The 22,722-nt window shown below is 38.6% G+C and carries 22 protein-coding genes; 12 read left to right on the top strand and 10 right to left on the bottom strand.

Translation table 11 applies throughout. The features are described from left to right. Positions 1–5: 5 nt before the first annotated feature. Complete coding sequence (gene ribF, locus BQ7314_RS11030) at positions 6–935, bottom strand: bifunctional riboflavin kinase/FAD synthetase (RefSeq protein ID WP_174483745.1); 930 nt, start codon at positions 933–935, stop codon at positions 6–8. Between the two features lie 100 nt (positions 936–1,035). Next, complete coding sequence (locus BQ7314_RS11025) at positions 1,036–1,935, bottom strand: serine/threonine protein kinase (RefSeq protein WP_174483744.1); 900 nt, start codon at positions 1,933–1,935, stop codon at positions 1,036–1,038. Positions 1,936–2,331: 396 nt separating this feature from the next. On the opposite strand from BQ7314_RS11025, the gene BQ7314_RS11020 reads away from it, so the two are divergent. Further along, positions 2,332–2,769 carry an exosortase system-associated protein, TIGR04073 family gene (locus tag BQ7314_RS11020; protein WP_174483743.1) on the top strand — a complete coding sequence of 146 codons (438 nt, stop codon included), beginning with the start codon at positions 2,332–2,334 and terminating at the stop codon, positions 2,767–2,769. A 169-nt stretch (positions 2,770–2,938) separates the two neighbouring features. Here the strand turns inward: BQ7314_RS11020 and BQ7314_RS11015 are convergent, their stop codons facing one another. After that, positions 2,939–6,412, bottom strand: a complete 3,474-nt coding sequence (locus BQ7314_RS11015; protein ID WP_174483742.1) for an AAA family ATPase — start codon at positions 6,410–6,412, stop codon at positions 2,939–2,941. A 354-nt stretch (positions 6,413–6,766) separates the two neighbouring features. Between BQ7314_RS11015 and lexA the strand changes: the two genes are divergently transcribed. From lexA to BQ7314_RS11000, 3 genes are all read left to right on the top strand, one after another. Then, a complete protein-coding gene (lexA, locus tag BQ7314_RS11010; protein ID WP_174483741.1) occupies positions 6,767–7,396 on the top strand; it encodes a transcriptional repressor LexA in 630 nt (209 codons plus the stop codon). A 10-nt stretch (positions 7,397–7,406) separates the two neighbouring features. Further along, positions 7,407–7,556, top strand: coding sequence for a hypothetical protein (locus BQ7314_RS11005; protein ID WP_174483740.1), 150 nt, complete (start codon positions 7,407–7,409; stop codon positions 7,554–7,556). A gap of 138 nt (positions 7,557–7,694) precedes the next feature. Continuing rightward, positions 7,695–8,279, top strand: a complete 585-nt coding sequence (locus BQ7314_RS11000) for a hypothetical protein (RefSeq protein ID WP_174483739.1) — start codon at positions 7,695–7,697, stop codon at positions 8,277–8,279. Positions 8,280–8,415: 136 nt separating this feature from the next. Here the strand turns inward: BQ7314_RS11000 and ubiA are convergent, their stop codons facing one another. Next, complete coding sequence (ubiA, locus tag BQ7314_RS10995) at positions 8,416–9,291, bottom strand: 4-hydroxybenzoate octaprenyltransferase (RefSeq protein WP_174483738.1); 876 nt, start codon at positions 9,289–9,291, stop codon at positions 8,416–8,418. Between the two features lie 351 nt (positions 9,292–9,642). Here ubiA and BQ7314_RS10990 point away from each other — a divergent pair, with 351 nt between their 5' ends. Next, positions 9,643–9,936, top strand: coding sequence for a DsrH/TusB family sulfur metabolism protein (locus BQ7314_RS10990; RefSeq protein WP_174483737.1), 294 nt, complete (start codon positions 9,643–9,645; stop codon positions 9,934–9,936). Positions 9,937–10,025: 89 nt separating this feature from the next. On the opposite strand, the gene lpxK is transcribed toward BQ7314_RS10990, so the two are convergent. The 6 genes from lpxK to prmB form a co-directional block, all read right to left on the bottom strand. Further along, positions 10,026–11,030, bottom strand: a complete 1,005-nt coding sequence (gene lpxK / locus BQ7314_RS10985; RefSeq protein ID WP_174483736.1) for a tetraacyldisaccharide 4'-kinase — start codon at positions 11,028–11,030, stop codon at positions 10,026–10,028. Between the two features lie 5 nt (positions 11,031–11,035). Then, the gene (locus BQ7314_RS10980) at positions 11,036–11,443 is read right to left on the bottom strand and encodes an ExbD/TolR family protein (RefSeq protein ID WP_174483735.1); all 408 of its coding nucleotides are present in this window, start codon (positions 11,441–11,443) and stop codon (positions 11,036–11,038) included. Then, positions 11,440–12,057: a MotA/TolQ/ExbB proton channel family protein gene (locus BQ7314_RS10975; RefSeq protein WP_174483757.1), complete on the bottom strand. Its 618-nt coding sequence runs from the start codon at positions 12,055–12,057 to the stop codon at positions 11,440–11,442. The genes BQ7314_RS10980 and BQ7314_RS10975 overlap by 4 nt, the downstream gene beginning before the upstream one ends. Before the next feature lie 173 nt (positions 12,058–12,230). Further along, positions 12,231–13,397, bottom strand: coding sequence for an MFS transporter (locus BQ7314_RS10970; RefSeq protein ID WP_245394978.1), 1,167 nt, complete (start codon positions 13,395–13,397; stop codon positions 12,231–12,233). Between the two features lie 7 nt (positions 13,398–13,404). Next, positions 13,405–14,493 carry a chorismate synthase gene (gene aroC / locus BQ7314_RS10965; protein ID WP_174483734.1) on the bottom strand — a complete coding sequence of 363 codons (1,089 nt, stop codon included), beginning with the start codon at positions 14,491–14,493 and terminating at the stop codon, positions 13,405–13,407. A 2-nt stretch (positions 14,494–14,495) separates the two neighbouring features. Next, positions 14,496–15,428 carry a 50S ribosomal protein L3 N(5)-glutamine methyltransferase gene (prmB, locus tag BQ7314_RS10960; protein ID WP_174483733.1) on the bottom strand — a complete coding sequence of 311 codons (933 nt, stop codon included), beginning with the start codon at positions 15,426–15,428 and terminating at the stop codon, positions 14,496–14,498. A 91-nt stretch (positions 15,429–15,519) separates the two neighbouring features. Here prmB and BQ7314_RS10955 point away from each other — a divergent pair, with 91 nt between their 5' ends. The 7 genes from BQ7314_RS10955 (at position 15,520) to ppnN (ending at position 22,717) form a co-directional block, all read left to right on the top strand. After that, positions 15,520–16,410, top strand: coding sequence for an HDOD domain-containing protein (locus BQ7314_RS10955; protein ID WP_174483732.1), 891 nt, complete (start codon positions 15,520–15,522; stop codon positions 16,408–16,410). Between the two features lie 2 nt (positions 16,411–16,412). Further along, on the top strand, positions 16,413–18,221 hold the full coding sequence (fliK, locus tag BQ7314_RS10950; protein WP_174483731.1) for a flagellar hook-length control protein FliK: 1,809 nt from the start codon (positions 16,413–16,415) through the stop codon (positions 18,219–18,221). A gap of 44 nt (positions 18,222–18,265) precedes the next feature. Continuing rightward, positions 18,266–19,267 (top strand): type IV pili methyl-accepting chemotaxis transducer N-terminal domain-containing protein, encoded by a 1,002-nt coding sequence (locus BQ7314_RS10945; protein WP_174483730.1) that lies wholly within the window; start codon positions 18,266–18,268, stop codon positions 19,265–19,267. Positions 19,268–19,496: 229 nt separating this feature from the next. After that, entirely contained in the window at positions 19,497–20,021 is a 525-nt protein-coding gene (locus BQ7314_RS10940) for a GGDEF domain-containing protein (protein WP_174483729.1), read from the top strand. Positions 20,022–20,323: 302 nt separating this feature from the next. Then, on the top strand, positions 20,324–20,566 hold the full coding sequence (locus BQ7314_RS10935) for a type II toxin-antitoxin system Phd/YefM family antitoxin (protein WP_174483728.1): 243 nt from the start codon (positions 20,324–20,326) through the stop codon (positions 20,564–20,566). Then, entirely contained in the window at positions 20,563–20,826 is a 264-nt protein-coding gene (locus BQ7314_RS10930; protein ID WP_174483727.1) for a Txe/YoeB family addiction module toxin, read from the top strand. The genes BQ7314_RS10935 and BQ7314_RS10930 overlap by 4 nt, the downstream gene beginning before the upstream one ends. Positions 20,827–21,346: 520 nt before the next feature. Beyond that, positions 21,347–22,717 (top strand): nucleotide 5'-monophosphate nucleosidase PpnN, encoded by a 1,371-nt coding sequence (ppnN, locus tag BQ7314_RS10925; protein WP_280953884.1) that lies wholly within the window; start codon positions 21,347–21,349, stop codon positions 22,715–22,717. Positions 22,718–22,722 lie beyond the last annotated feature (5 nt).

Genomic DNA, 22,722 nt, shown 5'->3' with positions numbered 1-22,722 from the left:
TTGTCTTAAATCTGCAATAAAGTCTTCGCTTGAGCAGTATCCAATTGAATCTGCCGTTTTAAATCTTCCACTGATTGGAAGCGCATTTCATTTCTGATTTTGTGCTTAAAATGTACTTCTACATACTTTCCATAAATATCTTGGTCAAAATTAAACAAATGTGTTTCTAATAACACCTTTGATCCTCCATCAACCGTTGGTCTTGTCCCTACATTTGCTACTCCATTGACAGGCTTACCAGCAATACCTGTCATGGTCACAGCAAACACACCTGCTATCGGAGTGTTTTTACGTAACATTTGTATATTAGCAGTCGGAAAACCAATTTTCCTGCCTAATTTTTCGCCATGTACCACTCTGCCACAAACAGAATAGTTGCGCCCTAACATAGACTCTGCAGTCGCTAAATCCCCTTCATTCAAAGCATCGCGAATTAAAGTACTACTGACCCGAGTTCCTTTTATTAAATAAGAAAGCGTATCAGTCACATTAAATCCGTATTGTTGTCCCGCTTCTTGCAATAAAGAAAAGTTACCACGCCGTGTTTTGCCAAAATGAAAGTCATCGCCAACAACCAAATACTTTACATTTAGACGTTCAACTAATATTTGCTTAATAAAATAGTCGGGATCCATATTGGCAAAGCGCTGATTAAAATGAACAATCAACAAATTATCAACAGGTAAATGCTCAAAATGTATTATTTTTTCTCTTAGCCGAGTTAACCGTGAGGGCGCATTATCTTTAAGAAAAAACTCTAAGGGTTGCGGCTCAAAAACCATAACGACAACCGGCAAACCTAATAAACGCCCTTTTTCAGCTAATTTATTAATAACAATACGATGGCCTATATGTACGCCATCGAAATCACCAATAGTCAAGACACAGCCCTGAGCAAAGGGCTGTAGCTGATTAATTCCGCGAATTAGTTGCATTCAATATTATTAAGCAAAAGTGCTATATTATCATTTATAAACGCTGAGCGCAGTCGTATAAGACAGTATATACAATATTTAGCTATAAATACCTCTTACATTACATGCTTGCCAATGCATCTTGTAACTCTTGCACAGTTTGCGGGCGATTTGCGGGCGTTACTTCCATAGCCCAATCAATGATTTCCAAAAAACGCTGACTCAACTTCTTAGCATGCACTTTTTGCGCCAGTGGAAATTCATCACTGCCAACTCGATCAGGTGCTTGCGGTGGCACACTAAAATCTAAACAAGCGCGCATACTAACTCCCACAGCATAAATATCTGAACAAGGCGCTAAAATACCCGTAGCAGAATACTGTTCAATCGGTGAAAAACCTTTGGTTAAAATATACGCTTTATGTTTACTCTTATTAAGTGGGTAAGGCTGTATTGCGCCAAAATCCAATAGTAAAGTATCATTTTCTGGGCGAATCAACAAATTAGCTGGCTTGATATCTAAATGCAAAATATTGTGCTCATGAATTAACTTTAGCCCCGCCAATAAAGAACCAAACACATCCATTAGCCATTGTTCAGTGACTTTAATCTCTTTAGCTTTTAATAGCTTATCCAAGGTTACCCCGTAATCATAAGTCATAACCAGATAAACAGAGGAATTAGCCTGAAAGAAATTAATAACCTCTACTATATTAGGATGTTTAAGCGTTGCCAGTACTTTAGCTTCCTCTATAAACAACGCCCTACCATGAGCAAATAATCTTTTGGACTTTTCATTATTAGCAACAATTTCATTACTCCAAGTACGGTGGGCTAATTTACGCGGCAAATATTCTTTAATAGCAACTTGAACTTGGTCAGAACGCTGCCTAGCCAAGTACACAGAACTAAATCCACCATGAGCCAAGTCACGCTCAATAATATAGTCATCAATAATGGTTCCCGTCTGCAAATAATTCCATTGCGTTGGATAGGTTTTTGGATCGTAATATTCAGCCATAAAATCTCTATTGATTCAAACCTAGTACAGCAACCTCGAAATATGCTGTTTTTTATCACAAATTTAAGACTAGTTCACTTACAGTCACTGCAAGTCTTGTAGGATATTCTGAGGAACGATGCGCCTCATATCGTCGCACACCCTACACTATAGCGTGAATGCCTTAAATACCTTTGGATAACAAAAAGTGACAATAAAGTTAAACAAACAGGTGAAATATAACATTAAAATTATCAAGAAAATGCAAAGCCCTACCCGCTTTTTATCAAGAAATAACAACACTCTGAAAGTGCTAACATTTAATTTTTTATTCTCAACTCTTGTTATTAAAAAGTTCTGCTATACTTAAATCCAGTAAGAATCTCATACCGACAATCCATTTAAGGTTATTATCTAATGAACCAAAAAACAATATTATTAGCCCTATTCAGTAGCATTTTCTTGTGTTTTTCCTCTTTTAGTTTAGCAGATGAACCTCAAATAAATGCTGAAAATTACTCATCCCCCCATCATTTGACAGAAACACCTAAGAAGGCATCCTATGGTCAAAAAATAGGCCAAAAATTGCTTTGGGGACTTTCTAATTCAACTTTAGGCTTTTTTGAAATCCCTAAAAACATCATTAAAGTGACTAATGATACGAATTTAATCTACGGTCTCACAGGTGGTATAGGGCTTGGGATTTTACAAACGAGTGGGCGCACACTTGTGGGCATTCTTGATTTGACATTTTTTCTTTTGCCAACTAAGCCCATTGTACAGCCTATTCACCCTTGGCAAAATTACTTAACAGTTGAGACTGCCTACGGTGACCTTTTCGACCCTGACTTCTAATCGTTTAAAAAAGTTACACTACGAAGGATTTAAGAATACTCAAAACTTTAGATCATACAGCACTGACAGATCTTGAAAGACTGGCAGTGCTTACGGACATTAGTGAATTTTTCGCCTGAAACCCGCTATTTTCCCACTCAAAAATCTGCTTTCCAACCTTTCCTATACCTTAAGCAACATTGCCAACCAACTCAGTTGTTTCCACCACTGCGCCGTGTACTACCACCTTATACACACCATTCTCTTGCCTAATCATCTCTGCCTGTGTAGGGATTTGTTGTCTTATCCCATCAATATGAGAAATAATGCCCACCGTTTTGCCCTGTGCTTTTAAACTTTTTAATGTCGTAACCACTGTATAAAGTGTTTTCGCATCTAAATTACCAAACCCTTCATCAATAAATAAAGAATCAATCGCTCGCCCATTATTTGCAGCTTCAGATAAACCCAAAGCCATAGCCAAACTGACCACAAAAGTCTCGCCACCCGACAAAGAACTCACTGCACGTCTTATACCTTGCTGCTTAGTATCGATAATCTCTAATGCTAAGCCAGCATCGCTAGTCGTACTAGACACATGATATCGCCCACCAATTTTATCTAGAAAGCTATTTGCAGAGCTTAACAATTTAGCAGTAACACCTGCTTGCACTCGGCGCCTAAAAATATTTTCAGGCTCAGCATTCATCCTATCTAACTCACCTTGTGCTTGTTTTAAGGCTATTTCCTGCTGCTCAATCGCCTGCAATAATTGTGCATTATTTTGTTTCAATTGCTGTTGTTCACCTAACTGCTTTTCTAAAGTCGCAATTTCTTGGGCAATAATCTCCATTTTTACCGCCTTATCCCTTAACTGTATAACCGTACTTTCCAAAGTTTCTGTCGCAGGAATATGTGCTCGCTCTGCGCTTTGCTGTTTATCAAGCGCCTCAAACTCAGCGGGATATTTAACCAAGTTTTGCTGCAAACGATCAAATAATGATTGAATTTCACCCTGACGCTCCGACAAATCAAGTAACACCTGAACTTGCTCTAAAGACTCATAAGGAGAATTTTGTAACTGCAATGCCAGCTCATCACTTTGCGCATTGAGCTCTGCTAATAGCTTGTTATTAGCAGTCTTCAACTTCGCTAACTCAGCCTGCTGATCTTGCACAGAAAAATACAACTGCGCCAACTGCTGCTCATTAATTTGCGCATCCAATGCCTGCAATTTTTCATCATAATGCTGAATATTTTTCTGGCACAGGCTAACTTTCTCAGTAATCTGCTTTATTTCTGCAGCCAAAGAATTCTGGCGCATACTATACCCCTGATAATCCTGCCTACGCTTACTTAACACATCATACAAAGCATTTTCTTTACCTAATTTAGGTAACTTTTCATCAACTTCCTGTAACTGCGAGCTAACCAACTTCGTTAACGCACTTTCCTCTTGCATATTTTCTGCCAATTCGGTCTCTAATATTACCATCTCATGTGGACGTCCTTGACCACTCTCATCTAACATTTGTTGCTTAGTTTTTAACTTATCCAGTGCCGCTTGTTTTTTAATCGAAAAAACTTCCTGCTTAGCAATTTCTTTCTTTTTTGACTGAAAACGTTTTATTAGTACATTAATTTCTTTTAACTCTTGCTTTTCTGCTTTTATACGTCGCTTCATCACTCGAAAGCTATTAATCTCTAGCTCATCGCTTACCGCATTAAGACGAGCACATAAAGTTAACCACTCTGCTCGAACCCTATTAATTCGTTCAGTATGCTCAGTATTACCATTGATAACTTTATTATAAGCAATCAGTTGTTGGTTAATTTTCTTCTTTTCTGCTTGCAATGATCGTACTAACCTAGCCTGCTCAGCCAAGGCAGCTTTAGAATCATTGATAACAGGAAATTTCCTTACATAAGGATGCTCTTCAGAACCACATAAAGGGCAAGGAACTTTATCTTCCAACTTTGCTCTATCAGCAGCTAAGCGTAAAGTTAACTCCTCTCGGTAAACTGCTTTCTCTAAGATGCCGTGAATAATTTGTGCTGATTCAATTTGGTCATTTTTAGCCTGTAACTGGTCATTCAATTGCGCTGCATCTAAATCCGCAAAACGCTTAGAAAGCGCTTTGTTAACAAAGCGCTTATGCACCTTTGCCAAACTTAACAACTCAATAAAATCTGCTACACGCTGTTTTTGTTCTACCCGCAATGCCATCATCTCATCAAGACTATGACCATCTGCAATAAATTCCAATTCCTCATTCAAGGCCGCCAATGCCTTTTTAGAACCTTCTATTTCTTTTTCCAGCGCACGCATACTCGCTTGATTCTTAGTTGATGCAGCAGAAGCATTTTGATGTGTTTTATTAAAACGCTTCATCGCCTTTTGCATATCCTGACTGCGTTGACGTAACGTTCTTAAACGCCCCAATTCAGGCATATTTTCCACAAGAAAATGGTCTTTTTTATGCTCAGTAAGCCACGCCTCAACCGTTGCTAAAGTTTGTTGCTTTTCTGGTAATTGCGCTTCCAAAGTCTCTTTAAGCGCAACTTCAGACTGCCTATCCGCTACCGTTTGTGTTAATTGCCCTTGTAGCGCGTCTAGTGCTTGCTGTTGAACTTGTGTATCTTGACGTGGCAAACTAGCAAAATAACTTTCATCCACATCAGCCTGCGATAACTGCTCTTGAATTTTTTGCAGCGATACTTGTTTTTTCCTACTTTCCTCGCCTAACTGCTCAACAGCCGCTTTTTTTTCAGCAACCTTATGTAGTACATCTCCAAATGATAAAACATCCTGAGATTTAGCAATAGTCGCTAAATCTGCCTTAGCCGAAGCTATCTGCTGCTGTTCATTTGCATGATCTTTTTCTAACTGCGCAATGCGCTGCTCAAGTTCCTGTAAGTTTTGCAAACTCGCTTGCAATTGCAATAAATTGGTCTTTTCCTGCTTTAATTCAGAAAATGACAGCTTTTGATCCGCCAAATCTAACTCAGCCACTTGCAACTGCTCATCATTCATCAACGCAATATCAGCTAAACGCGTTTGTAATTCAACTAGCTTTTTTTGTGCCTGCTCTGTTGCTGCTTCCGCATCAAGTTTATAATCTGCATAAATATCTTTATTAATAATACGCTCTAAAATATCTAAGCGCTCAACATCTAAAGCCTTTAAAAAAGCCGCAAAATCACCTTGCGCTAACATAATAGAACGTGTAAAACGGCGAAAATCCATTCCCGTCAATTCAGTATTCTGGGCCAACACTTTATGCGACTCACTAGCTAATATGTGCTCTTCATCATTCACTCGCGTCAAGCGCATTTCTACAGGCATTAACTCACCATCAGCTTGCGCATTAGCGCGTTTTACCTGCCAACTTGAACGATATTTTTCACCATCAATAACAAATTCGACCTGCGCAAAACATCCCGCCGTATTGTTAGTCATCACATTTTCAGCCGGTTTAGGAAAACGAAATGTCTCCCCATACAAAGCCAAAGTAATCGCATCTAAGATACTGGTTTTCCCTGAACCATTCGGCCCAGTAATAGCAAACACACCCGCATCAACAATCGGCGCTTTATCAAAATCAATCCGATTTTCACCCTCAAGCGAATTAATATTTTTAAAATAAACGTTTAGTATTTTCATATCTTATTGATTTATATACAAACAACACAATTAAGAATGGCATTAGATACACCTATTGGCACATCATAATATTGCACTTTCTTGTGCTTCTATGACACATCTCAATATTATAAATGAAAAAGCCATAATTCCAGTTATTATCGACAAGCAATACCTTGCCTTTTTATCAAACGATATTGCGTAGCGTCGGTCAAAAAACTATTTTTTCACAAAACGCCTACCAAACGTTTATAGCCTCTTTTGATGAATTATAGAAATTAAAATCCACTACTGCATAACATCAAGCAGTAAAATAAAAACATTGTTCTTTTTTTGTTCTCTTGATATGATTAACAAAACAAAAGGAGAACTGTATTGATTGATTTAACCCGTAAACAAAAAGAAATTTTTGAATTCTTATTGAGCAATCAACAAAAATTTTCATACCCACCTACCCTCAACGAAGTATGTCTGGCTTTAGGCTTAAGCTCGCGCGGATCTTTGCATAAACATATTCAAGCCTTAATCGAAGCGGGCTTAGTTGAAGCCTCTGATCGTAAGCAAAAGGGCGTGCGTTTAACTGAGAAAGCTAAAAACTACTTAGCAATAGAAGAAACTGCAGGAAGCCTTCCTTTTGTTGGCTATATTGCCGCTGGAAAACCTATAGAAGCCATACAAAATATCAGTTATATGTCGATACCCGAGCAAATTAAAACAGAAAATAGCTGCTATATTTTGCAAGTCAAAGGTGACTCTATGATTGAAGAAGGTATCTTTGATAGTGACTGGGTTGTTATTGAGCAGCGCAGCACTGCACGTAATGGTGAAATTGTTGTTGCTCTTATCGATAAAGCTGAAGCCACCCTAAAATTTATTGAGCAGTACCCACACGAAACCTTATTAATCCCCGCTAATTCAAATATGTCCGCTATGCACTTCAAGCCTGAGCAAGTCGAAATACAAGGTGTGCTGGTTGGACAAATGCGCAGTTATGTTAAACACTAGGAGAATGTCCATGCAACAAAAAATCCATATGCAAGATCAAGTCACTAACCGTATTCAAATGATAATGGGTGAGCAATACCAAGGCATTAAACAAATAGCTGATGATGTCGCTAGTTTTGTTTTTATCCTGGTTATTTTAGCGATTGGAGTTGTTTGGTGAGCTTATAGCTAAACTTGGTTAAACTCAAGAACACTAATAAGTGCTTTACAAATTGTTATTTTCCTACAGTAAAATAACAACTTGTAAAGCCACTACGCATTTAATATAGTTAAGAATTACAAAATCTTATAACAGCTTATGCATAAATTACAATTCATGTTTAGCATTTTATTGCCTTTGCTCAGCGCCTGTTCAAGCTCTATAACCCAACCAATCTCTAGTGATATTGAATCAATAGCACCAAGATCCTCAATTGACCCTCTGGTGCAGAAGGAGCTACTCGACACATTTGGTTTATCAAAACTGAAAATGGGGAAATCTTTACAGCTCGTTAGGATTATGGAAGGTGGTGCCTGCAAAAATACGCAGCAAGGTGCTTTTGGCTTATTTAAACTTTACGCAAATTTAGATGATATTAAGCGTATTAAACAAACGCAAGGCTCTGAAGTCTTTGCAGATTTTGCATTAAGTATTCAAAATTTTTCCATGCATGCATTACAACAAGCGGTGAATCATTTTGATTTTAAAATAGCGACAAATAGCTCCAATACCAATCATAAGCAAGAACAGCAAGCGAAATCATTCGCTGTGTTATTTAGCGATTTAATCGCTAATGATATTCAAGTATTTGAAGCAAAATCATCACTAGTCATTGATGTAACACCTGATACTGATGCTTTACTTATTTATACTGATAGCTGTGAAATACCACATGTTCATTAACAACGTGACCACTATTTTAAAATACTGAGAACAACTAAGGAATGCTCATTAAATAAAACCCGAAACTTTAGGTTATGGAGCACCGCCAGTCCTTGAAGGGCTGGCGGTGCTTTCGGGTATTATTGAATTTCGATTCCTAAGGCTTTAGAGCAAACTCTAAGACTAAACCAACAAAAATCGTCAGACCAAACCAATTACTATTTAAAAAGGCTTTAAAACAACTTTGTTTATCGCGGTGAAAAATTAATTTTTGCTGATAAACAAAAAATAAGCTCGCACACACTAAAGTGACATAATAAATCCACGATAAATTTTGTAAACGCCCTATTTGGATCATTAATAACATAATGATTATCTGCAAAACTGCCATAATCTCACGCTCTTTATCTCCAAATAAAATAGCCGTTGATTTTATGCCAATTTTTAAATCATCCTCTTTATCTACCATCGCATACATCGTATCATAGACTAGGGCCCAAAGCGCTGTTGCTAGATATAGTAACCAAGCAACTAGCGGAATTTCATTACTTTGCGCAGCAAAAGACATAGGCACAGCCCAGCCAAAAGCAATACCTAAATACGCTTGGGGTAATTGTGTATAGCGCTTCATAAAGGGATAGCTTGCTGCCAAAAAAACACCACCAAAAGACAGTAGAATAGTATACGTATTGAGCAGCAGAACTAATGCAAAAGCCGTTAAACATAAAATAGCAAATACAATCAGCGCCTCTTTAGGCTTTACTTTACCTGCTGCAATAGGCCTTAGCTTAGTGCGCTCTACATACGGATCTAAATCTCTGTCTGCATAATCATTAATAACGCAGCCTGCTGCACGCATTAATACTACACCACAACAAATCACGGTTAATACTAATAGATCAGGCGAGCCTGAACTAGCTAGCCAAAGCGCCCACAAAGCGGGCCATAATAAAATTAAAATACCTATGGGCTTATCAAATCGAGCCAATAACCAATACTGCTGCAACCTATCAAAAATAACGTCTCTATTCACTTAAAATCTCTTTATATCAACAAATTATAACTTCTCGTTATCCACACAGGTATTTGTGACATTAAGGCCATAGTAGGATGTGCTGACGATAGGAAGCGCATCAGATAAACGATGCGCTTCGTTCCTCTGCGCATCCTACATCACTCTTTTTTAATACCCATTAAAAACGATAAGCTACAACAAATTCAATTACTTAAATTATAAAACTTCAGCTATTACATAAAATTTTTTCAAAAACTATTTGGCATCTCTTTTAAAGTATATTACTATAACTTTAAATTCTTTATATTTTATACACTTACAAAGACTACTTAATGTAGATTTTTTATAAAAGACGACCTAGGCAATCCTATGTTACATATTATAGATAACTTCCCTCTTCAGCACTCGTTTTTAGAAAGTACGCACTCGGGCGATACTGTCATTCTAAAAGATAATGCCGTTTATGCCGTAAAACAAGAAAACATCAAAGAATCACTAACAGAAAAGACGTTTGCACATCTTAATCTTTGTGTCAGTAAGGCTGATTTATTGCTACGTAATATTTCTAATAATGAACTACTACGCGGCGTTGCTATTCTTGACAATATGAATGACTTCCAAGATACCCTGATAGATGATATTGCTTGTCGGTCTTATAACTAAGTAACGAGCATAAACAAGCTTATCTGTTGTAGGCTCGAATTTATTCGCGCCGTGGTACAGGTAGTAAACCTGCAACGAATAAAAGCAGACTAAAGTCTGCCCTGCACCTTACGTAATAAAGTAATCAGGTTATTAGTAAACCCCGACTCCAATTTTGCTTGTACCGGCACATACCAGTGTTGCTCTGTTGCAATATCTACACATTTAACTGCATCTTTTTCGGTCATTAATATTGCTTGTGCGCCTTTAAACTGTATATCTTTCGCTGCATAAGCATAATGATCAGGAAAACTATGTGTGACAGGCTCAATACCTGCTTGTGCCAATAAATCAAAAAAGCCCTGAGGATGACCAATTCCCGCCAGCGCATGAACTTCTTTTTGCGCTTTAAACTCAGCTAAAGGTTTACGCTCCTTAGTTTGCATATTAATAGCAAAAGTCCCTTCTAGGCGCATTAAAATCTCGCCCTCTTCAGGCTCTCCACCGTTACAAACAACAAAGTCCACTTCCTTTAAGCGTTCTTGTGGTTCACGTAATGGCCCAGCTGGTAAATAGAAATTATTACCAAAACGTCGTATGCCATCAATAACACAAATCTCTATATCTCGGTGCAAAGCATAATGTTGTAGGCCATCATCGGAAATAATAACATCGCAATCATTGTTATCTAATAATAACTTAGCCGCGTCTGCTCTTATTGGACCTACTGCAACAGGACAATTTGCCTGTTGCGCAATTAACAAAGGTTCATCACCAATTAAACTTACCTCACTATTGGCAGTGACTTGCTGCGGCCATGCTTCTGCTTGTCCACCATACCCTCGACTAATAACACCCGGCTTAAAACCCTCAGCTTTTAGTTTTTCTACCAAATAAATGACTAGTGGTGTTTTACCTGTACCACCAACGGTAATATTACCGACAATAATGACCGGAACAGGTAATTTAGTCACCTTTTTATAACCTTTTTGATAGAGCTTGCGTCTCAACTTGGCTATATCAATATAAAGGAATGCAAAACCAGAAAACCAAGTCCCAACAAAGTGATCTTTATACCAAATTTCATTTAACCATTTAGCGATTATTTTTTTCATATTTTTTACTCTTTTTGCGTGCTAAAACTAATACTTTTAAAACCAATTTTATTGGCAACATCTAAGGCAGAAATAGCTGCCTGTACAGGCGCACTCGCATCAGCACTAATGACTAACGGCATTTGTTTATTTGTAACAGCAGCGGTTAATGCTTTAGTTAAAGTCGCCAAACTTTTATCCTGTAATGCACGGCCATCAATAAAAAACTGTCCTGACTTATCAATCGTTAAGCGTAACACTTGTTTATGCTGCTCTGTTTCCTGGCCATCAGCTTGTGGTAGTTGAATTTTAATAGATGTCTCTTTACTGAAGCTGGTGGTCACCATAAAAAAGATCAATAACAAAAAAACCACATCAATCATGGGTGTTAAAGAAACTTCTAAAGGTTTATGTTTTTTATTGCGAAAATTCATTCTAAGCCTTCATACGTACCATGAATTACTTCAATTAATTTCAAAGATTCCTCTTCCATATTTAAAACATAGACATCGACTAAGCCATCGAAATAACGATGAAAAATAACACAAGGAATAGCGACGGCTAAACCCGCTGCTGTGGTAATTAAAGCCTCAGATATCCCACCCGCTAAAACCGTTGGATCACCAACACCATGACTCACAATAGCAGCAAAAACCTTGATCATACCTAAAACAGTGCCCAGTAAACCGAGCAAAGGGGTAATAGTGGCAATCGTACCTAAGGTATTTAAGAAGCGCTCTAATTTATGAGCGACGTGCCTTCCAGAGTCAACGATCGCCTCTTTCATAACATCCCGACCTAAACTACGACTCATTAGACCACTCGCAAGAATCATTCCTAAGGGAGAACTTTCCTTTAAATGCTTGATCGTCTTAGCATCTAATTTTTTAGCCTTAGCTAATTCCCAGACTTGATCCACCAACTCAGGCGGTACAATTTTCTTTTTTTGTAAGGTTAAAAAACGCTCGCCAATAATGCCCATGGCTAAAACAGAACAAAATAAAATAGGGATCATTAATAATCCCCCACTTTGAATTAACTCAAACACCGATTTTTCCTTTTTTAAATAACCCATTAATACCTAAACAAATATAAAGGCTGAAACGCGACCCCAGAAATATGAAAGTCCCTATTTCTATTATCAGCTGTCTTAAAGTCACGGCCTACATTCTCTCATCTGCCTTGCAAATAATTTACCGCCTTATACCTATTACTTTTAACTCACGCTTCCTGATGAACAAGCGCCTTACCTTTACCTACCCAAATAGCCGCAATAATATAAGCCAAAAAACTTAAAGCCGCAGCAAAACTAAACACCCACTGAGCGCCGTAAAGATCCCAACCGTAACCACTATACAAGCCACCCAGCATACCACCTAAACCAAAACTAAGACTGCTATAAAACGCCTGACCTTTACCTTGATGATGTTGACCAAAATAATTTTGCACTAAATGCATAGCTGCCACATGCGCCGAACCAAAAGTTGCTGCATGTAATAGTTGAGCACCTATTAATAACCACATATTATCAACATACCAAGCGATTAATAACCACCTTAATACCGCCAACAAACAACTAACTAACAATATATGACGTAGCGAATTAAGTTTTAGCAACTGACGCATAAAGACAAAAACAATAATCTCTGCACATGCACCAAGTGACCAAAGTAAACCGATTATCGTTGCTGAATAATCATATTGCTTTAAGTAGATAGAAAAAAACACATAATAAGGGCCATGTGATGCCTGCAATAACATATAAACGCATAAGAAAGCAATCACTTCAGGCTGCTTAATAATTTGCCCTATACCAATCACAGCTTGACTCGCTTTAGCCACTGTCACTTCCGGTATAACTAAAGAAATTAACCAAATCAAAGCCAGTAAAACAATAATAAACCAAGGCAACAAGTCAATAGGGTATAAATCCAACAAATAGCCTACCCCTAAAACCGTCACTATAAAGCCTATCGAGCCCCATAAGCGGATATTACTATATCGGTGCGGCTCCTTTTTCAAGTGATGCAAGGTAGCGGCTTCAAATTGCGGCAGCGCAGCATTCCAAAAAAAACTAAACCCTATGGTCACCAAAGCAAACCATTGGTACGATTGCTGGTATAAAAAACCAGCAAACAAAACCATAGCAAAAAAAGACGCAATACGAATCACACGTAAACTTTTGCCCGTATGATCGGCAATCCACCCCCAAAGGTTGGGAGCAATAATTTTAGTACCCACTAATAAAGCGGTTAATTCGCCAATTTCAGCCGCATTAAAGCCACAATCTTTAAGATATAAACTCCAATAAGGTAAAAAGCCGCCTAAGGTTGCGAAATAGAAGAAATAAAAACCCGATAAACGCCAATAAGGAATTTTAGTTTGCACTGTCTAGTTAACGCAAGACAGGCAAAGTAGAATGCACATCATGATTCTGCGCCCTATGCCGCAACATATGATCCATTAATACAATCGCCATCATGGCTTCAGCAATAGGTGTTGCACGAATACCAACACAGGGATCATGTCGCCCTTTCGTCACGACTTCAATTGCCTCACCATCACGATTAATGCTGCGTCCCGGTAAATGCAAACTAGACGTTGGTTTTAAAGCAATACTAGCAATAATTTCTTGGCCACTAGAAATTCCCCCTAAAATTCCCCCTGCATGATTGCTCAAAAAACCTTCAGGCGTCATCTCGTCTCTAAAATTTGTACCTTTACTATTTACGCAATCAAAACCATCGCCAATTTCTATGCCTTTGACGGCATTAATGCTCATTAAGGCATGCGCTAAATCAGCATCTAAACGGTCAAAAATAGGCTCGCCTAAGCCTGGCGGTACATTTGTTGCCATAACATTAACTTTCGCGCCAATTGAATCACCCTCTTTACGCAAAGCATCCATATAAGCCACTAATTCAGCCTCTTTACTCGCATCTGGACAAAAGAACTCACTCTTATCCATCGCTGCCCAATCAATCGCTTCGATTTTAATCGGGCCTAATTGAGACAAATAACCACGAATTTCAATACCGTATTGTTGCTTTAAATATTTTTTAGCAATGCCGCCCGCAGCAACGCGCATGGCCGTCTCTCTAGCCGAAGAGCGCCCACCACCACGATAATCTCTAAAACCATATTTATGGTCATAAACATAATCTGCATGACCGGGGCGATAAGTCTCAGCAATATTGGCATAATCTTTGGAACGCTGATCGGTATTTTTTATTAATAAACCAATTGGCGTACCTGTGGTTTTACCCTCAAATACACCCGATAAAATCTCTACTTGGTCAGCCTCACGACGTTGCGTAGTATGTCTTGACGTACCAGGTCGGCGACGATCTAAATCCCCTTGTAAATCCGCTTCCGTTAATTCTAATCCCGGTGGACAGCCATCAATCGTTGCGCCTAATGCAATACCGTGACTTTCACCAAAAGTGGTCACTGTAAATAATTTTCCTATACTATTACCCGACATATTTACCTCAATGCTGCTTTAAATTGTTCATTAAATACAAAAACTTGCTCTGCTGTCAGCAAAAACACCCCGTCGCCACCGTTTTCAAAATTCAGCCAGTAAAACGGTATATCCGGAAATTTTTCCTGCAAAGTTTCCGCGCTACTACCTACTTCAATCACCAAAATACCTTGTTCAGACAAGTAATCAGCAGCATCAACTAAAATCTTAATGACTAAATCTAACCCCGACTCGCCACCGGTAAAACCCATTTCTGGCTCAGCATGAAATTCAGCGGGCAATTGCTCCCATTCAGCAATAGCTACATACGGAGGATTAGAGACAATTAAATCATATTTCTGTGCCGGTAAGGCGGAAAACAAATCAGAATGATATAAAGTTAACTGCTCTGCCAACCCATGTTTAGCAAGATTAATTTTAGCAACGTCCAAAGCCTCTTCTGACAAATCAACCGCATCCACTAAAGCATCAGGAAAAGCATAAGCACAGGAAATAGCAATACAGGCACTACCCGTACATAAGTCCAAAACATGCCCAATACTGTCAGCATCAACCCAAGGGGTAAACTGCTCTTGAATTAACTCAGCAATGGGAGAGCGCGGCACTAATACACGTTCATCTACATAAAATGGCAAGCCTGCAAAAATTGCCTCATGCATTAAATAAGCAGAAGGAACCCGGGAGCTGACTCGTTGATTCACCAAGTCAATAATTTTTTCTCGCTCAGTGTGAGTTAAACGCGCACTAAAATAACTTTCAGATAAATTATAAGGTAGGTGTAAACTATGTAAAACTAAAGCAGCCGCATCGTCCAAAGCGGTTGCAGTGCCATGACCATGGAATAGTCCTGCTTCAGAAAAACGACTAGCCGCCCAACGAATATAATCCCTTACCGTCATTAGCGTTTGAATTGTTGCTGCAGATGTTGGTTGCATAAAATATGAATAATGTAAGAATAATGCGCAAAGACAGTAATTTTAAACTAATTATGCGTGTATCTGGATAACATTCAGTAAAATAGTCATTATGGACCAAAAAAATTCAACCTCCTCCCTCGAAGCAACACGCTCAAGCTTAGCAAAAAATCGACTGTATGCCGACTGCTATAAATTCATGCAGTCTGACTCACTCGACTTGCCTACGATCCCTGATGTCTCGTTTAAAATCAAAAAAGCCATTAATGATAGCTCGGCTAATAATAATAAAATTGCTCGCGTGGTCCAAATTGATCCTTCTATCACTGCACGACTGATAAAAATTTCTAATAGCCCTCTATACCGTGGCCGTCGTAAAATTGAAAGCTGTCCCGAGGCTCTCACTCGCTTAGGCTTACAGAGCTCACAGCAAATTATTACTACCTTTGCCTTAAAAGGCGTGTTTAATGCCAGCTCGCGAGTGATTCGTAAAAAAATGCACGAACTCTGGCAGCACAGTAGCTATGTCGCCGCCATTTCTGCTGTATTAGCACATAAAACTCCTGGATTTGATCCTGACAAAGCTATGTTAGCGGGTTTAATTCATGATATTGGTATTGTGCCCATTCTGGCTTATGCCGACAAACAACCAGATATTTTAGCTAGCCCAAAAGATTTAACTGAAACAGTGCGTAAGTTACGTGTGGAAATCGGCGTGCAAATTTTACGCAAATGGGATTTCCACGAAGATTTTGAAGGCGTGATTATCAATTCAGAGAATTGGTATAGAAACAACAATGAAAAAGCTGACTATGCAGATATAGTCATGATTTCTCAATTACATAGTTATATCGGTAAAATTGACCCGAAAAAAATGCCGAAACTAGATGAACTTCCTGCTTACAAAAAACTCGTTTCAGGGAATTTAGATATCGATCTTAGTATTAATATATTGGACCAAGCCAAAGATGAAATCAACGACATTCAAAAACTGTTGCTTTAACCATGATTAATCTACCCATCCCTCCCCGAGCCCAACACATACTTAACACGCTTAGCCCAACGAAAAGCGGTACAGAAAATTTAAAAATAGGGCAACAAATTAATGCCAGCATCGTACAGGTTAGCCAAGACAAAAAAAACATTCAACTGAGCATAGAAAACAAAAAAATTGCCGCCTTTCTCAAAAATGAACCCTCTGAAAGTAAACAACAAGCGTTACCATTACAATCAGGACAAGCTGTAAAGTTAATAGTGATTAAATTACAGCCTCAACCTGAGGTCAAAGTTTTAACTCCTGAGCAGCTCTTACAGTCAAGTAAAACAAATAATACTTCAGTCCCAGCCGATATTAAACGCAATGCACCAACACTCATTTTACAAACTAACTTAAACGTCTCACAGACAGAAGCCGCTAAAACTAACATACCTCGTACCGATCCCCGTATTGCAGTACACATACTACAAACGCCTAAGAACACTGCACATAGCGCACTGTTATCCACATTAAAACCTCAACAATTACTGAGTGCAACAGTAATTGACAGTGACGCTAAAAGCCTTAAGCTACGCCTACATATCCCTTCTTCTAGCTTATCAAGCGACACCGACAAAAGCATAAAAACACAGCGCTTTTTGGCAGCTAAATCAGCAGCATTACAGTCAGAGCCACCGACTAAAGCTACAGCCACGAAAAACACGATTGAACCGCTAAAAACACAAAACTTTGTCACGCCTAAATCAGCGCCTATTTTATCGACAACCACACAAAATACTGTGGCTCCCAGTAGCGCTATTGAAACAACTAAAAATACCACTCCTGCCCGCCCTAAAACACTCATTAACATTGATTTTCCAATATCAAAATCAACCCCTTTGCCAGCACTCAGCCCCCAACAAGCCCTTACGCTACAAGTCATAAAAACCGAGCCACAAGTACAGCTTCAAATTCTCCCGTACCAAAACCCAGAACAAACCATTACCAGCGCAATCAAAGATCACCTGCCTAAAGAAATTGCTGCACCCGAATTACTCAATCAATTAATTCGCACCTTCCCACAAATTGCCAGCAATGAAAAAATATCAGAAACACTTAAACGCCTTGCTCAAGAAATACTACGCGACTTACCCAAGCCACAACAACTAACAGAAGGCACGCAACTTAAAAAGTCACTGGATAATAGCGGTCTTTATCTGGAAGCCAAGTTAGCTCACACGAAACAAAAAACAGAACTGACACTCAGTTCAGACTTTAAAGCGGTGCTATTAAAATTTGTCCAAGCACTACAGCACGAATATCAAGTAGACAAAAACAACCTAGCCAGCGATGATCAGCTTCAGAAGCTACTTAAAGATCTACAAAACAAATCAGAGGGCGCTCTAGCTCGGCTAGTACTCAATCAACTCAAGTCATTACCGCAAGAAGATCAAAATAAACAAGTCTGGGTAATCGACTTACCCTTTACTGAAAAAAAACTCACCACCTCAATTAAAATAGAGATCGAAAAAAAACATAAAAAGTCTCAACAAACCGAACAAAAAACTTGGTCAGCAACGATCACCTTATCCCCCCCTCATTTAAACACACTGCACTGCAAAATTTCTTATTTTGATAATACAATACATACCAATTTTTGGAGCGAAGGGGCTAAGACCATAAAACTAATACAAGATAATTTAGATTACTTAACAAGCCGTTTTGAAGCAGAAGGGTTAACGCCGGGTAATATCAATGTGACCCAAAAATCAGCCAATAAAACACCAACAGCAGTAACAAACATTGATAAACACACTTTATTTGATGACAATGCGTAAAGCACCGTATTTAAATATCGCCCCACTTTTAGTTAAATCATTTTATGGACAAACAAAAATACGCTATCTTCTTTCCCATTATTCTGTTTATAGTATTTGATATTTCTGCACTATTAATAAACTACTGGATATCTGATAGCCTAAGCAAGAGCGCACTCACCATTAACCTAGCTGGACGCCAACGTATGCTATCGCAACGCATTAGTAAATCTTTATTACTGGTAAAACTAGGCCCAACTGACACAGAAAAGCAAACCGCTCGAACCGAACTAAAAACGGCAATACAACTTTTTGACAACACCCTTAAAGCTTTTGAAGAAGGTGGCAATACTTTAGATGGTGATCATAAACCGGTTTTTATTAGTGCAATTAAACCTTCACAAGCCCGTCAACACCTTGCTCAAGGGCGGCAACTTTGGACGATCCTTCAGCCCTCGATTTTACTTAGCTTGGACCCAGCTACATCAACAGCAACGTTACTTGATCAAGCAATAAAAAACACCCTTCAGCACAATCTTGCTTTATTAGAATCAATGCGCCAAATGACCTTAGTACTGGAACAAGAAGCAAATAGGAAAATTCAATTATTACGCTTAATTCAGTCCGCAGCACTCGTTTTAGCCTTGCTTACGTTTCTTTATATTACCGGACGCTTAATTAAAAATAAGCATATAGCCTCTAAAAACAATCAAGCCTTGAATGCCGTTTTCAATACCATAGAAACAAGTATTATTATTTATAATGAAGCAAAGGAAATCATCTTTAGCAACCAAGCTGCTAATCAACTTTTTCAATACCCAGATGGCATACCTAACAGGCTATCAATCAACAACATACTGACGTTTCATAAATCGTCACCTATAGGCCACACTAGACGGGGCATATCCTTTCCAATAAAAATTGAATGCCAAAAAAATATATTTAAAGGAATACCCAGTGTTATTTGCACTATTCACGATGTAACCAAACAAAAAGAAAAAGAAGAAAACCTGAGAAAAATAGCCTTTCACGACCCACTGACTGGACTCGCTAAGGAATGTGCATGAAATAACTTAGGCAACTTATAAAGTTGTTGCGTCAGGAATGGCAGTATAATTCCATTGCCTCAGGTGCAATGGCAGTATAATTCCATTGCCTCAGGTGCTCATCAAATACAATTCGCATTGACTCTTTAAAACCCTCTGCATGAGTAAGGTTTTATCTTGGGTCGATTTTAAATAAAGTTTATGAGTTGCATCATTATAATTCTTAAATTGAACTTGCCTAAATTAATTTGTGCTCATTCCTAACCGATTACTCTTTCAAGAACGATTAACACAAGAGATCTTGCACAATAAACGTCACCTCAAAGCTTTAGCCGTGCTATTTATAGACTTGGATGGTTTCAAAGCAGTTAACGACAATTTAGGGCATGATGCTGGTGATCAACTACTCAAACTCGTCAGTCAACGCCTCCTTAAATGTTGCCGTGAAGAGGATACCGTTGCCCGAATGGGCGGTGATGAATTTACCCTAATACTTTCTTCTATTACCCACATAAAAGCTGCAGAAAGAATCGCCAGCACTGTTTTACAGCAACTAAATGAGAGCTTTCTAATTCAGGATAAAATCGTCCATATCAGTGCCAGTATTGGCATCAGCCTATATCCTAAAGACCATCATGAAGCTGATTTATTAATAAAATATGCTGACACTGCTATGTATGAAGCAAAGAGATTAGGCAAAAATCGTTATGTACTCGCATCTGACCTGCTAAACAAAACGATACAGTCACCACCCACACAGAAACACTTACATTAGTTCTGCACCCCATATGCTAATGAACAGCTTATTCGATTATAGCTCCTAAACCATCAAACCTATTCAGAGTGTGTCATCAGATATACTGAGAAACAAAACACATCGTTGGCATAATACGTACTGTACTAGTTAAGCTTGAAAACTAATTATTGAAATTTTTAAAACACACGCTTAATTAAATAGTTGCTGTTAATGACCAACAAATCTGGACTAGTTTTGGTCAATAAAAGCCTTGTTATGTTCCGTAAATACATATTGCTGTTACGTACGGTATAGCGTATATTTATTGTCAGGAGAAATATATGACTATTCTTAATGTAACAGAAGCACGATCAAAACTTTACAAGTTGATTGATGAAACAGCAATTACTCATCAACCAATTACAATAAAAGGAAAAAGAAATAATGCTGTTTTAGTTTCTGAAGAAGACTGGAATGCTATTTCTGAAACGCTATACCTATCATCAGTACCTAATATGAGAGAGTCTATACAAAATGGGCTTAAAGAAAGTATTGAGTCATGTTCTAAGGAACTTGACTGGTGAGTTGGGAGCTAAGATATACAAAACAAGCACAAAAAGATGCTAAAAAACTTTCATCTTCTGGCTTAAAAGCTAAAGCTGAGTTAATTTTGTATATAGTTAAAGAAAATCCATATCAAAATCCACCACCTTATGAAAAATTAGTTGGTGATTTAAATGGAGCTTATTCAAGAAGAATTAATATTCAACATAGGCTTGTTTATCAAGTCTATAAAAATGAGCATATTATTAAAGTACTTAGTCTTTGGACTCACTATGAATAAAAACATACACCAGGTAATATCTAATTTTTCTCCCGCCTTTACCCACATGCAGATCCACACAGAGCGCTTCTCTCGCGCAATAAAATCAATTGCGCCATCCGCGCATTGGCTACGACATCGTACCACCCCCTATGTCTAAGCTCGAACCCTGATTGATAGCCACCAGATCGTCTTGACACATAAGCAGTTGCCCAACTAATATATTCAAACAATAAGTCCACCGCATGTTAAGCAGAAACCCTCCAGATAAGAGCGCAAACTGTCACCACACTGCCTTGCCAGAGTTCATCGGACACCAGGCGTTATCAGTCAATATAACAAGGCTTAGACATCAAAACTCAATAACACCCGAAAGCACTGGCAGTGCTATATTTGCTAAATTTTCAGGCTTTATAAAATATGCATTCCCTAACATAAAGCACCTTATGAATACTCCCCTATAGTTATTTATCAAAACACTAATTTGATAAATACGTGTAAACTATTGCCAATAGACAGCATTAATCGCCCCTACAAGCAAATGAAAGAACATACTATAGATACCCGAATTTCTCCCGCAGGTCATTTAGCCGTTTTGTCTCGTTCTGAAGTCAATAAATTATTAGATACCAGCCAAGGCGGTTTATACGGACTACTACATAATTGCGCTCTTGCCGTTTTAAATTGCGGCAGTGATTCAGATGATGGCAAAGAACTACTGGAGCGTTACAGCGACTTTGCTATTAAGGTTATTCAAGAAGAACGTGGCATTAAACTAGAGCTCACTTCAGCTCCAGCCATTGCTTTTGTCGATGGCGAAATGATTAAGGGTATTCGAGAGCACTTGTTTGCTGTATTACGTGATATTGTCTACGTTAGTGATGAGATAAATGACAACCCAAAATTTAATCTGCAAAGTTCAGAAGGCATCACCAATGCGGTATTTCATATTTTACGCAATGCCAATATTATTCAACAAAGCACCGACCCTAAGCTCGTCGTTTGCTGGGGTGGGCACTCAATCTCTCGCGAAGAGTATGTCTATACCAAAAAAGTAGGCTATGAACTCGGTTTACGCGCTATGAATATTTGTACAGGATGCGGACCTGGAGCAATGAAAGGCCCGATGAAAGGTGCGACAATTGGTCATGCAAAACAACGCATTAGTGATGGATGTTATATAGGTATTACTGAGCCGGGCATTATCGCCGCCGAATCCCCCAATCCTATCGTTAATGACTTAGTTATTTTACCGGATATTGAAAAACGCCTCGAAGCCTTTGTACGCACTGGGCACGGCATTATCGTCTTTCCTGGTGGCGCGGGTACGGCTGAAGAAATCCTCTATCTATTGGGAATTTTATTGCATCCTGAAAATGCAGAAATGCCCTTTCCACTTATTTTCACTGGCCCTAGTAAAGCAGCTGATTATTTCAATCAGATCAATGAGTTTATCGGCAATACTTTAGGCTTCGAGGCTCAACAGCGTTATAAAATTATTATCAACGACCCTGCTAGAGTAGCCAGAGAAATGAAACTGGGAATTCGTCAAGTGCGTGAATTTCGTCGCAGTAAAACAGATGCTTATTATTTTAATTGGGGCTTAAAAATCGACGCTGAATTTCAACAACCCTTTCTACCTACTCATGAAAATATGGCAGGGCTCGCATTACATAAAAATCAAGAGAAACACCTATTAGCCGCCAATCTGCGCCGCGTATTTTCTGGCATCGTCGCCGGTAATGTTAAAGATGAAGGCATACGCGCTATTGAACAACACGGGCATTTTGAAATTAGTGGCGATAAAGAAGTGATCGCGCCGATTGATGACTTATTGACCGCTTTTGTCAGTCAACACCGGATGAAATTACCAGGTAAAACTTACGTACCTTGTTATAAAATTGTGTCATAAGTAGC

Source organism: methanotrophic endosymbiont of Bathymodiolus puteoserpentis (Logatchev) (assembly GCF_900128525.1).
GTDB lineage: Bacteria > Pseudomonadota > Gammaproteobacteria > Methylococcales > Methylomonadaceae > Methyloprofundus.
Note: the sequence above shows the minus strand (reverse complement) of the source record. Positions and strands in the feature narration are given on the sequence as shown.